The organism is Celeribacter baekdonensis, assembly GCF_003047105.1.
Lineage (GTDB): Bacteria > Pseudomonadota > Alphaproteobacteria > Rhodobacterales > Rhodobacteraceae > Celeribacter > Celeribacter baekdonensis_B.
The window spans coordinates 899831-911811 of sequence record NZ_CP028475.1 but is presented as its reverse complement, the minus strand read 5'-3'; the positions used below and the strand labels follow the sequence as shown (position 1 = coordinate 911811).

At 55.8% G+C, this 11981-nt stretch carries 11 protein-coding genes, 1 tRNA gene and 1 pseudogene; 9 read left to right on the top strand and 4 right to left on the bottom strand.

The features are described 5' to 3' along the window. Positions 1 to 207: 207 nt before the first annotated feature. Positions 208 to 495 (top strand): usg protein, encoded by a 288-nt coding sequence (locus DA792_RS07970; protein WP_107719487.1) that lies wholly within the window; start codon positions 208 to 210, stop codon positions 493 to 495. A 49-nt stretch (positions 496 to 544) separates the two neighbouring features. Here DA792_RS07970 and DA792_RS07965 read toward each other — a convergent pair whose 3' ends face one another. The 3 genes from DA792_RS07965 to DA792_RS07955 all read right to left on the bottom strand — a co-directional run bounded on the left by DA792_RS07965 (position 545) and on the right by DA792_RS07955 (position 1993). Next, on the bottom strand, positions 545 to 736 hold the full coding sequence (locus DA792_RS07965; RefSeq protein ID WP_107719486.1) for a hypothetical protein: 192 nt from the start codon (positions 734 to 736) through the stop codon (positions 545 to 547). Positions 737 to 926: 190 nt separating this feature from the next. Further along, complete coding sequence (locus DA792_RS07960) at positions 927 to 1418, bottom strand: disulfide bond formation protein B (RefSeq protein WP_107719485.1); 492 nt, start codon at positions 1416 to 1418, stop codon at positions 927 to 929. Continuing rightward, entirely contained in the window at positions 1415 to 1993 is a 579-nt protein-coding gene (locus DA792_RS07955) for a YqaA family protein (protein WP_107719484.1), read from the bottom strand. The genes DA792_RS07960 and DA792_RS07955 overlap by 4 nt, the downstream gene beginning before the upstream one ends. A 141-nt stretch (positions 1994 to 2134) precedes the next feature. On the opposite strand from DA792_RS07955, the gene ypfJ reads away from it, so the two are divergent. The 8 genes from ypfJ to DA792_RS07915 all read left to right on the top strand — a co-directional run bounded on the left by ypfJ (position 2135) and on the right by DA792_RS07915 (position 8344). Further along, positions 2135 to 2986: a KPN_02809 family neutral zinc metallopeptidase gene (ypfJ, locus tag DA792_RS07950; protein WP_107719483.1), complete on the top strand. Its 852-nt coding sequence runs from the start codon at positions 2135 to 2137 to the stop codon at positions 2984 to 2986. Positions 2987 to 3064: 78 nt separating this feature from the next. Beyond that, positions 3065 to 3151, top strand: a tRNA-Leu gene (locus DA792_RS07945). A gap of 714 nt (positions 3152 to 3865) precedes the next feature. Further along, entirely contained in the window at positions 3866 to 4378 is a 513-nt protein-coding gene (locus DA792_RS07940) for a hypothetical protein (RefSeq protein WP_107719482.1), read from the top strand. Positions 4379 to 4465: 87 nt separating this feature from the next. After that, entirely contained in the window at positions 4466 to 5116 is a 651-nt protein-coding gene (locus DA792_RS07935) for a hypothetical protein (RefSeq protein ID WP_159075205.1), read from the top strand. A 288-nt stretch (positions 5117 to 5404) separates the two neighbouring features. Continuing rightward, positions 5405 to 6232 carry a transporter substrate-binding domain-containing protein gene (locus DA792_RS07930; RefSeq protein WP_107719480.1) on the top strand — a complete coding sequence of 276 codons (828 nt, stop codon included), beginning with the start codon at positions 5405 to 5407 and terminating at the stop codon, positions 6230 to 6232. 68 nt (positions 6233 to 6300) lie between these two features. Beyond that, positions 6301 to 6975, top strand: coding sequence for an amino acid ABC transporter permease (locus tag DA792_RS07925; protein WP_107719479.1), 675 nt, complete (start codon positions 6301 to 6303; stop codon positions 6973 to 6975). After that, complete coding sequence (locus DA792_RS07920) at positions 6972 to 7625, top strand: amino acid ABC transporter permease (protein ID WP_107719478.1); 654 nt, start codon at positions 6972 to 6974, stop codon at positions 7623 to 7625. The genes DA792_RS07925 and DA792_RS07920 overlap by 4 nt, the downstream gene beginning before the upstream one ends. Then, on the top strand, positions 7622 to 8344 hold the full coding sequence (locus DA792_RS07915; protein ID WP_107719477.1) for an amino acid ABC transporter ATP-binding protein: 723 nt from the start codon (positions 7622 to 7624) through the stop codon (positions 8342 to 8344). The genes DA792_RS07920 and DA792_RS07915 overlap by 4 nt, the downstream gene beginning before the upstream one ends. 189 nt (positions 8345 to 8533) lie before the next feature. Here the strand turns inward: DA792_RS07915 and putA are convergent. Beyond that, positions 8534 to 11949, bottom strand: a pseudogene (gene putA / locus DA792_RS07910) (bifunctional proline dehydrogenase/L-glutamate gamma-semialdehyde dehydrogenase PutA). Positions 11950 to 11981: the final 32 nt, after the last annotated feature.

Sequence of the window (11981 nt, the reverse complement as noted above, 5' to 3'; positions counted from 1 at the left end):
GGCATCTTACATCATACGGGATGTGGGGTGCAATGGGGGAACCGGCGATGATTTCCTCTGCTGCGCTCCATCGGATGCCGTACCGCTGGCAGCCAGATCAAAAGAGTGACAACATATTGTTTTTATAGACAATTAACCAATTTCAGGCAGACTGAGTCTTAGGGAGGCAAACGTATAGGAAAAACCCAAGCAACAGGAGAAACCTTGATGGCAACAGCGCAGCAAAACCAGATGAGTGACACCGAGATGATGCTCTCGGGATATGGCCTGACTTTGGCGGAATTCACCTATCGAATGCCGGATTACCAAAGTGTTCTGAATACGTTTTCGTGGCAGCTCTATGACCTTGCGCCAGATTACCCGAAATTGTTCAAATTCATCGCGTTTTGGCAAGAGACCATCGAAGGTCCGTTGCACCATGTGCGCTTCACCCATCGCAAATTGATCTCACCGGGCGAATGGCGCAATTGTGTGGGTGAATTTACCATACATTGATGGTCATGCATGAAAAACAGGCGCGCGGCGGAGAACGATCCGGCGCGGCTTAAAACCGTTTCAACAGCTTTTTAAGCGGTGTGGTTGCGTCGCCTGTATAGGACGCCTCTGACACCTGACGAAACCGATCCCTCAGCGCCTCGGCGCGCATGTCGGCCAAAGGCCCACCGACCCGTTTGCGACTGCGGCGCGCGGATGGAAAGGGGACCACAGTGGGTGCGGAGGGTTTTCTCTGTTTCATATCCTAAAGATTCGCACAAAGCGCGGCGATTTCAATCCTGAAAACGCATTTGTGAGCGCGGTTTTGGTCAAAATTGGCAGGATGGTTAAAACAGCATCAGTGTTAAAGCCGGGTTAACCCAGCGCGACACAGCGATCGACAGAGAAATCGTCCCAGAAATCGACCCGGCGATCAGCGCTGCGAAAATCACTCAGCGCGGCTTTTTCCACGCCATGATCCAAAGCGCGACAAACACCAAGGAGAACAGGAAATTCCACCCCGCCATGGTGATGCCAAGCCCCCATGTGTCCCAAACGATCTCATCGCAGAGCACCAATTTCGCCGCCCCGGCAGAGGGCAAAAGATCCATGCCTGAGAGGCCGGACAGGCTTGGGCCAGAAGAGGTGCAGGAACTTGGGCCGGGCCACCAGCCCTGTTCGACACCGGCGTGAAACAGGCCAAGCCCCGAAGACACCAGCATCACCAGCGCGCCCAAAATCAGCAAAAGCCGCAGGCGGGTCGCCAAAAACAGTGCGCCTAAGACGATGACAATGGCATGGGGCCAGCGCTGCCACAGGCACATCGGACAGGGCGCATAGCCCATAGCCTGAAACACGAAGGCCCCCAAAAGGATCGACAGCGACCCCAGCGCGGCAAGAAGCGCGGTTTGCAGGGCGCAGAGGCGAGAGATCAGAGACATCATAGGAATTTAACGGCGTAGAAGCCGCCCACAAGCAGAAGAATAAGCACGGTGAAGACCAGCCCCAACCGCCGCTCAATGAAATCGCGGATCGGATCGCCAAATTTCCACAACAAGGCTGCGACGACGAAAAACCGGATCGACCGTGCGGCAATAGAGGCGACGATGAACACCGGCAAAGACAAATGCGTGGTGCCCGACAAGATGGTGATCACCTTGTAGGGGAAGGGCGTGACCCCCGCGATCAACACGGCCCAAGCGCCCCATTCGTTATATTTCACGGCGAATTCGTCGAAATAGGCGTCTTTGCCATAGAATTCCAACACCGGGCGACCGATGGTTTCAAAGGCACCAAAGCCAATCCAATAGCCCAACATCCCGCCCAAAACTGAGGCCAAAGTCGCGATCCCAGCGATTTTGAACGCATCTTTCGGGCGCGCCACGATCAGCGGAATCATCAAAATATCGGGTGGGATCGGAAAGACCGAGCTTTCCACAAAGGCAACAACCGCCAAGGCCCAAAGCGCATGCGGACTTTCCGCCAAAGACATCGTCCAATTGTACAACCGCTTTAGCATACGCTCAAAATCCCCGCTTGGTCTCGGTCTATAGGCCCCATTCTTCCCCAAGGGTCAAGCATATGCCGGGTGCTTTCGGCTTGTCGGACGCAGGGGTGACGTTATTGTGAGCACAGTTTTGATTTTGGCCGAGGGTGAGTGATGAAATGGCAAGGACGGCGCGGGTCGCGCAACATTGAGGATCGGCGCGCCATGAGCGGCGGCAAGGCCGTGGGTGGGATCGGCGGCTTGGGCCTGATCGCGGTTGTGGTCATCGGCTATTTCCTTGGCATTGACGTCACGCCACTGTTGGAAGGGGCAGGGGGTATCAGCCCCCAAACCCAGAACACCCAAATCACCGCCGCCGATGAAGAGGCGGCACAATTCGTCTCCGTCACCCTGGCCGACACCGAAGAGATTTGGACCGGTGTCTTTGCCGAGCAATTGAACGCGCGCTACCAGCCGCCGATTCTGGTGCTCTATAAAGGCGTGACCCAAAGCCCCTGTGGCTCCGCCTCGGGGGCGACCGGGCCGTTTTATTGCCCGTCGGATCAAAAAGTTTACCTCGATACCGATTTTTTCACCACGATGAGTCGCGCACTGGGCGCGAAAGGCGATTTTGCCGCCGCTTACGTGGTCGCGCATGAAGTGGCGCATCATGTCCAAAACGAATTGGGCATTTTGGGTCAGGCCAATGCCTACCGCGCGCAAGTGTCAGAGCAAAAAGGCAACGCGGTCTCGGTGATGATCGAGCTTCAGGCCGATTGTTATTCCGGGATTTGGGCGAAAAAGGCCGATGAGGCCTTTGGGTCGATTGAGCATGGCGACATTCGCGAGGCATTGAATGCGGCCAAACAAATCGGTGACGACACATTGCAAAAGAACGCCGGACGGGTGCCGCAACCGCACACCTTTACCCACGGCACCTCCGAGCAGCGCCAAAACTGGTTTGCGACCGGCTATAAAACCGGAGATTTGGCCTCTTGTGACACTTTTTCTGCCGATCGGTTATAAATCTGACAAATCCCTCTTGTCGTCGCCCGCGAGCTTCGATAAATGCCCCATACCGCGATGATGTGCGCGGAACTTTTTGCCCGTGTGGTGGAATTGGTAGACACAGGGGATTCAAAATCCCCCGCTGTAACAGGCTTGGCGGTTCGAGTCCGCCCACGGGTACCATTATTAAAAGAGGTGACTACCAAGTCCTCTTTTAGCTGCCAGTTGGCAGAGAATTTCTATCGTGATCCTCATCAAGGTCTGAAGTTCCAGCATTTTCACGTTTTATACCTGTACTGCCATTTGGAAAATTTGAGGGTTTGAACCCCAAAGAATTTTGGGCTCATCTTTGGGGTCGCTAAAACGGCACATTATAAACGTCCGTCAAATAAATCTGCTCTGCGTTCTAAGCTGTCAGCGTTAGAGCAGGTACAAGCAGAAGCTGTGACAACCAAAACACGACCTGATAGTCGCATTCGCTATTATACAGAAGAAATTCCAGTTCGAAGGGAAGGCCCAACGCGTGGTGCATCATTCGTAACTGAATATAATCCGGCTACAGGATCGGCCAGACAATGGATGGAAAGTTATAATCAGTCTGGGAATGTAATCCGCGTTCATCCTAAGAGCATTAACGGTCACGGACCCTTTGAAACATGCAGTTGCAGATGTTGCGCCACACATAGCCTTAGGCACGCATCCAATAAAGGGTCCGATAACCGTCACGGAGCGTTTTCTTGGGCTGCTCAATCCTCGATGGGGCTATGATGGAGATGTTTCACTTACCAAAGCAGAGCGAGCCAAGTTAGAAGAAAAACAACGTCAAGAGCAGAGGCGACATGCGCACGAAGCGCGTCGGGATGAACGATTGGTAAGAAATGAGAGAGGCCATTGAGAATGAAGACTCTAGCTGCAATACTTGCATTTGGGTTGATCATTATTTTTTTGAACCCCGGTATGTCTCATAAAGTTGAGATTACATTGCGAGCAAGCAATGAAGGCGGATATGAGATTTTTTTGCCGCAAAGTTACTTTTTTGAGACCAGTATATTTAGGCAAGAACGCATTTCAGATATCTTTCCCGCGAGGCTTGGAAGGCCGTTATTTACGACGCCTTCAGTGGTGAGTTCTGTTGATGTACTCGAAATACAAACTTTGGCAGACGGCGCACGAATATCGATTATTAATGATGACAAATCTGGCCTGATTTTACCGACACATGATAAGAAAGGATGGGTGTCTCTTCCCTCAGTTCAGATTGATATCCCATTGGTTTCTAGGTTAGATTTTAACATTAGTCTTAATGTGTGTGGCGCTATGTGTTCGATTGAACAATTAAGTGGTGAGGTGACACTTGAGGTTGAGAAACAATTTCGCTTCATGTCGATTTTTAATTTGCGCGGTGTTTAGTTAGCGACTTAACCACTAGGCACTACAGCACCCCACGAAAAGCTCCATCCCAAAGTCGCTCAAACGCGGTCGCGCGGCGGGGGAACGGTGCGTTTGGTTACCCAGTTTGTCGAACAGCTGTTCGCAATGGATGATGCGCACCGCTTGCCATCTGTGCGGTGGTGCAAAGAGATGGCGGCCCAGGCGCTGCATGATTTAGGCTTGGATGATCTGGGTGCCTATCAGGTCTGTGTCGCGGAAGCAAAGCGCACCCTACGCCTTGAGGAACCATCAGATGATCTGAAAGAGGCGACCTCTGCATACTGGCAGCAAAGAGTTATGTCGCTGAGTGAGAAACGCATAAGTTTTTTGCAACCTTATGACATCAAACCGATCAAGGCTGAGGCTCTTAAATGGATTGAAATCTGTTTCACAGAGCACATGATTGAACTCGGCGGTGAAGTCCCTCGTTCAGAAGTTCAAGGAGCACGCTTCACAACGATGGGTGTCCGGCATCTTCGGCACAATCTGCACCTCCAGGTCTTGATTTATGGCAAAATTGACAATCCGCTTAAGCCGTATGTCTCGGCACAGATTGTTTCCTCTGAGACGCCAATCACCGACATGTCTTTAGAAAAAATCGTTGGTATTGGCGCGTGGAAGCTCTCGCTGGATACTCTCTCAAAAGAGGCATTGTGCGATCTACTCGTCGAACCCTTCGCGATGTTAGAAGTGCTTGTCGCACAATTTGACCCGTAGGCCATGTGCCGCACAAACCTCAATGAGGCGCTCAATCGCCGGTTTGGGGCACCTGTCGATCCCGGCGTGACAAATCAAATTGGCCAAAGGTTCCCAAGAGTAGCCACGGACGTTAGTCTGGCTTTAGTGAGCCGCGAATCGAGGCTGTGGAGGTCGGGATGACAAAATTTCCCAGATTTAACCTTCAATTTAGTCATATCGACCACAGGCGCGCGCCTTTAGGGCAATATGACTGCAATTGCTCCTGTATTCTGGCTTTATAACCAAACAAAACTTCAGGGATCTCACATGAAAAATACCACAGTTCTCGGCGCATTTGGCGCTTTGGCTCTTTTGGGCGCCACTTTGGCAACGCCCGCCGCCGCCGATAAACTTGATGATGTTTTGGGCTCGGGCAAGCTGCGTTGCGCCGTTGTGCTCGACTTCCCACCCATGGGCTACCGCGACGCCAACAACGACCCGGCCGGTATGGACGTGGACATCTGTCATGATCTCGCAACCCGCATGGGCGTAGAAGCCGAAGTCGTCGGCGTCACCTGGGCCGAGCGTATTCCGTCGCTGATCTCTGGCCGCACCGATGTGGCGATTGCCTCCTCCTCGGACTCGCTTGAGCGCGCACAGACCGTTGGCTTCACCATCCCCTACATGGTGTTCCAATTCCAATCCTTGCTGCCTGCCGATTCCGAAATCACCGAATGGGACCAACTCCAAGACGCCAATGTCGGTGTCGCGGTTGGCACGACCTATGAATCCGAACTGACCGATTACAGCGCCGCCAATTGGCCGGATGGCAAAGGCAAAATCACCACGTTCCAAGCCGAAAACGACACCTATCTTGCCGTGTCCCAAGGCCGCGTCGAAGCCGGTATCGCCACAGACACCGCCATCGCCAACATTCTGCAATCGGAAAGCTTTTCCAACCTCAAAGCCGGTCCCGTGGCCCCCTTTGGCGCAGATATCGTTGGCTTTATGACCGAGCGGAACGAATTTGGCTGGATCAACTACCTGAACCTCTACATCAACCACGCCTACCGCGACGGCACGCTCGGTGATCTCTATACGAAACACATCGGCGGCGAAATGCCCGACCTGACGACTTTGGGCGTCTACTACTAACTCCTGATTTAACGTCACATTGGCGGCGGCAGGCACCCCTGTCGCCGTCCAAATTATGGGTCATTTGGATGGATTATCAATTCCACTGGCGACCGGTTATTCAGGCTCTTCCCGATCTTCTGAAAGCCTCACTGGTCACACTTCAGGTCTCAATCATCGCAATGGCACTTGGTCTGATGATCGGCCTTGTGCTCTATTTCTTCCGCTCAAGCCAACTGCGTGTTCTACGCGGGTTTGGTTCGACCTGGGTCGAAATTGCGCGCAACACGCCGTCTCTGTTCCAGATTTTCGTGTTTTATTGGGGCCTTGGCGAGTTCGGTATTTTTCTCAGCTCCTATACGGCGGTCGTTGCCGCGCTGACCTTTAACTGTGCGGGCTATATGGCCGAGACCTATCGCGGTGGCTTTAACGCGGTGAACGCCGGTCAGGACAAAGCCGCACGTACGTTGGGGATGAACCGGATGCAATCCATGCGCTATGTGGTGTTGCCGCAGGTGTTGCGTGCCATTTACGGGCCGATGACGAACCAGTTCACTTGGGTCATTCTGGCTTCCTCTTTGGGGATGCTGGCGGGTCTGCGTGAATTGTCGGGCGAGACGCAATATTTCAACTCGCGCACCTTCCGCACCTTTGAATTCTTCGCCGCCACCGCCGTGATCTACTATCTGATCGCCAAAATGGCGCTGATTTTGATGGCCATTCTGGGCCGACCCTTGTTCAAAGCGGAAAGGGCAAAATCATGACCGATGTCTTTACCACGCTGCAGTGGAGTGACCTGACCTTCCTGCTCGAAGGGGCATGGAAAACCATCCAAATCTCAGTCGTTTCCATCCTTTTGGGCACGCTTTTGGGCATGGTGTTTGGCTGGCTGATGTCGCTGAACAACAAGCTGATCACCTTTGCGGTCATGGCCGTGCTGGATGTGTTCCGCTCGGTGCCTTTGCTGATCCAATTGATCCTGTTTGACAGTTTCGTGGCAATTGCGGGCTTTCCGTTGCCGGCATTTTGGTCGGGTACGATCGTGTTGATCATCTACACCGCCTCGCTTGTCGCCGTTGTGGTCCGCTCCGGCATCGACGCTGTGCCGCCCGGTTTGCGGGCTGCGGCGCGCTGTTTGGGGATGAGTTACTGGCAAGAAATGCGCCATGTGACCACACCCGTCGGCCTGCGCACGGCGTTTCCGTCCTGGCTTGGTGTCGCACTGGCAACCATCAAAGACTCTGCGCTGGTCTCGGCCATCGGCTATGTCGAATTGCTGCGCGCCTCGCAAATCCTCAACACCCGCACCCAAGAGTCGGTCAAAATCATGCTGCTGGTCGGCCTGATCTATTTCATCATCTCCTATCCGCTGTCGCGATTGGGCGCACGTTACGAACAGAGGCAAAAATCATGATCGTACTGGAAAACCTGCACAAATCCTTTGGCCCTCTGGAAGTTCTCAAAGGCATCAACCTGACCGTGGACAAGGGCGAGGTCGTGTCGCTGATCGGCGCGTCTGGATCGGGCAAATCGACGTTGCTCTATTGCATCAACGCGCTGGAAACCATTGATGGCGGCAAGGTCACCGTCGATGGGGTGGACGTGCATGCCAAGGGCACCGACATCAACAAGTTACGCCAGAAATTGGGCACGGTGTTTCAGCAATGGAACTCATTCCCGCATTTGACCGCACTTGAAAACGTGGCCCTCGCGCCGCGTGTGGTGTCGAAATTCAGCCGCAAAGACGCGCAGGAGATTGCCGCAAAGCAACTCAAACACGTCGGCTTGGGTGACAAGCTCAACCACTATCCGTCGCAGCTTTCGGGCGGTCAGCAACAGCGTTTGGCGATTGCCCGCGCGCTGGCGATGGAACCGACCTATATGTTGTTTGACGAAGCCACCTCGGCGCTTGACCCAGAACTTGTTGGCGAAGTGCTCGACATCATGCGGCTTTTGGCCTCTGAGGGCATGACCATGATTGTTGTGACGCACGAAATGAGCTTTGCCCGCGATGTCTCTGATCGCGTTGCCTTTTTCAAGAAAGGCGTTTTGGCCGAAATCGGGGCGCCCGAGCAGGTGATGAACAATCCGCAAGACCCCGATCTGCAACGGTTCCTCTCCACCATCGGCTAATCGCCTCAGATCACACAGCAACAAAACCGCCGTTCCTCACATAGGAGCGGCGGTTTTTTCGTGCGCGATGTTCGTGCGCGATGTTCGTGCGCGATGTTCGTGCGCGATGTGTGACCCAAGTAAAACCCCCGCGCCATGTTTCAGGCGCGGGGGGATCTGTTTGAGTGCGGCAGCGGAGTGCTGCGGATCTTATCCGGCCAAAAGGGCCGCGTTGCCGCCCGCCGCGGTGGTGTCAACGCACATGTGCCGTTCATGGGCAACATGGGCGGCATCCGGCAGGGCGGTGATCAGCGGCAAGATCGCGCCGTCGCGCAGGGACAGCGCCTCGGCATAGGCGCGCGGTTCACGCCCCCAATAGATCACGCCATCAAAGCCTGACAGTGAGGTCAATACGGCGGGGTCAATCGCGCCTTTGACCGGGATCGCAACCCCGCCCAAGGCCTCAACAGCAGCGATTTGTGCCTCGACGGCCGCTTGTCCCGGTCCCATACACAGGATCGGTGCGCGCGCATAGCTGCGCAGGGTGTTGGCCTCGCCGGTCGGCCCCGGCATTTCCGTGGCCGCCAAAAGCGCACCGCTTTGGGTCTTGGTCAGTACCGCTTTGAGGGTCTCCACATCACAAGGAACCTCCCAAACACCCGCCTCGGGGGCGGCCTGTGGTTTGACAAACCGGGTCAGATAGCTTGGTCCGCCCGCTTTCGGCCCGGTGCCCGAAAGCCCTTCGCCGCCAAAGGGTTGGCTGCCAACGATGGCACCGATTTGGTTGCGATTGACGTAGAGGTTGCCAACATGAATGCCATCCGCAATCTCTTGCACCCGCGTGTCGATCCGGGTGTGCAGACCAAAGGTCAGACCAAATCCGCGCGCGTTCACATCCGCAATCACCTTGTCCAACTCATGCGCCTTAAAGGTGGCGACATGCAGCACGGGCCCGAAAACCTCGCGCTCCAGATCGGCAATACCGCCAACTTTCAACAGGGTCGGGGCAACGAAGAGGCCAGAGGTCGGCGCATCAACGCGATGGAGCAACGCCCCTTGGCCTCGTTGGCGGCGATATAGGCGTTGATGCTGTCATAGGCGGTTTGGTTGATGACGGGGCCAACATCGGTGGTCAACGCCCAAGGGTCGCCAACGCAAAGTTCATCCATCGCGCCTTTGAGCATGTCGATGAAATGCGGGGCGATGTCCTCTTGGACATAGAGGCACCGCAGCGCCGAACAGCGTTGGCCCGCCGATTGAAAGGAGGAGGCGACAATGTCGCGCACGGCTTGCTCGGGCAGGGCGGTCGAGTCGACCAACATGGCGTTCAACCCGCCGGTTTCCGCGATCAACGGCGCGCCTGCGTCCATCGTGCCAGCCATGGCGCGGCGGATGGATTGGGCCGTTGCGGTTGAGCCGGTGAACACCACGCCCGCCACGCGCGCGTCCGAGCTCAGCACCCGGCCCACGGTGGACCCAAGCCCGGTGATCAGTTGCAGAACGGTGTTCGGCACGCCCGCCTCATGCAGCAATGACACGGCGATGCTGGCGATCACGGGGGTGGTTTCGGCGGGTTTGGCGATCACGCCATTGCCTGCGGCCAAAGCCGCGCCGATTTGGCCGGAGAAAATCGCCAGAGGGAAATTCCATGGGCTGATTGCAGTGAAAACACCGCGCGCTTCAATGGTGTCGCCACGCATTTCGGCCTGACCGGCGTAATAGCGCAGGAAATCAACCGCTTCGCGCAGTTCGCCAACGCAATCGGCCAAGGTTTTTCCCGCCTCGCGCGCCAAAGTGGCAAAGATCAGGCCGGCGTTGGCCTCGTAGAGATCGGCGGCGCGACGCAGCATCTCCGCGCGCTCAGACACAGGCGCATCCCACGCCGTTGCATCTTCGATGGCGCGCAGGGCCGTGGCCTCGTCCGCTTCCAAAACCGCGCTCACGACCTCACCCGTGGCCGGGTTTACAACATCGCAGGTCTTGCCCGTGGCCGGGCGCAGCGTGATCGGTCCGGCGTGGGGCAGGGGCACGTTCCGGGCGGCGTCAATCTCTGCCAAAGTGGCCTCATCCGAGAGATCAAACCCTTTGGAATTGGTTCGACCTTCGGTGGCAAACAGGTCTTTTGGAGCGCGCAGACCGGAAGGGGCGGTGGCAGCGGCCAGCGCGGTGAACGGATCGGCGGCGATCTCTTCCGGGCTGACATCTTCGTCCACCAATTGGTTCACAAAGGACGAGTTCGCGCCATTTTCAAGCAGTCGGCGGACCAGATAGGCCAACAAATCACGATGCGCACCAACCGGAGCGTAGATCCGGCAGCGGGTTTTTTCGTCTTTGATCACAACATCATGCAGCTGCGCGCCCATGCCATGCAGACGCTGAAATTCAAACGGACGGCCATCGGCCATTTCCAAAATCGCAGCGACGGAATGGGCGTTATGGGTGGCGAATTGCGGATAAATCCGATCAGAATAGTCAAACAATTTGCGTGCATTGGCGATGTAGCTGACATCGGTCGCGGTCTTGCTGGTGAACAGCGGGAAATCGTCGAGCCCCTCGACCTGCGCCCGTTTCATTTCGGTGTCCCAATAGGCGCCTTTGACCAGACGGACCATGATTTTACGATCCAAACGCGTGGCCAGTGCATTCAGCCAGTCAATCGTCTGACCGGCACGTTTGCCATAGGCCTGAACCACGACGCCAAAGCCATTCCAACCCGTAAGATCGTCGCTGGACAGCACCGCTTCGATCACTTTGAGCGAGAGAACCAGACGGTCCTGTTCTTCGGCGTCGATGTTCAGACCGATCCCGGCCTGTTTCGCCATCACCGAAAGATCATGCACGATTGGCACCAGCTCGGCCATCACGCGCGCCTCTTGGGCGACCTGATAGCGCGGATGCAAAGCCGAGAGTTTGATTGAGATGCCCGGATTGGTTTCGACCGAGCCGTGGGTGGCGGCTTTGGCAATGCTTGTGATCGCATCGCTGTAGGATTTGGCATAGCGCGTGGCGTCGGCTTTCGTCATCGCGGCCTCACCCAACATGTCATAGCTATAGGTATAGCCCTGTTTTTCGCGCTCGCGCGCCCGATCCAGCGCCTTGTCGATGGTCTGGCCCAAAACGAACTGACGGCCCATCTGTTTCATCGCCTGGCCCACCGCGACCCGGATCACTGGCTCGCCCACACGTTTGATCGCAGAGCGCAGCACACGCGCCACGCCCGGATCGCGCTCGTCCAACACCCGGCCTGTGAGCATCAGCGCCCAAGTTGAGGCATTGACCAGTGGCGAAGAGGCCTCGCCAATGTGTTTCGACCAATCGGAGGGGGCGATTTTATCTTCGATCAGTGCGTCGATGGTCGTGGCGTCCGGCACGCGCAACATCGCTTCGGCCAGACACATCAGGGCCACGCCCTCTTGGGTCGAAAGACCATATTCGGCGAGGAATTTCTCCATCAATCCGGGGTTGGCCTCAGCCCGAATACGGCGGATATACCCCGCCGCCCGGTTTGAAATCGCCACACGATCCGGCTCGGTCAGAGCGGCCTGATGCATGAGGTCTTTCAAAACATCCTGTTCAGGTGCAATTTTGGCGCGCCCTGCAAACGTATCGAATTTATGATCGAACATGGTCCACTCCGGAATTTGTTTTACCCTGAATA

Excerpts from the sequence above, each read along its gene's own strand:
- DA792_RS07930 (WP_107719480.1), top strand. The coding sequence starts at position 5,405 with ATGAAAAATACCACAGTTCTCGGCGCATTTGGCGCTTTGGCTCTTTTG.
- DA792_RS07970 (WP_107719487.1), top strand. The coding sequence starts at position 208 with ATGGCAACAGCGCAGCAAAACCAGATGAGTGACACCGAGATGATGCTC.
- ypfJ (WP_107719483.1), top strand. The coding sequence starts at position 2,135 with ATGAAATGGCAAGGACGGCGCGGGTCGCGCAACATTGAGGATCGGCGC.
- DA792_RS07965 (WP_107719486.1), bottom strand. The coding sequence starts at position 736 with ATGAAACAGAGAAAACCCTCCGCACCCACTGTGGTCCCCTTTCCATCC.
- DA792_RS07925 (WP_107719479.1), top strand. The coding sequence starts at position 6,301 with ATGGATTATCAATTCCACTGGCGACCGGTTATTCAGGCTCTTCCCGAT.
- DA792_RS07960 (WP_107719485.1), bottom strand. The coding sequence starts at position 1,418 with ATGATGTCTCTGATCTCTCGCCTCTGCGCCCTGCAAACCGCGCTTCTT.
- DA792_RS07920 (WP_107719478.1), top strand. The coding sequence starts at position 6,972 with ATGACCGATGTCTTTACCACGCTGCAGTGGAGTGACCTGACCTTCCTG.
- DA792_RS07940 (WP_107719482.1), top strand. The coding sequence starts at position 3,866 with ATGAAGACTCTAGCTGCAATACTTGCATTTGGGTTGATCATTATTTTT.
- DA792_RS07915 (WP_107719477.1), top strand. The coding sequence starts at position 7,622 with ATGATCGTACTGGAAAACCTGCACAAATCCTTTGGCCCTCTGGAAGTT.
- DA792_RS07955 (WP_107719484.1), bottom strand. The coding sequence starts at position 1,993 with ATGCTAAAGCGGTTGTACAATTGGACGATGTCTTTGGCGGAAAGTCCG.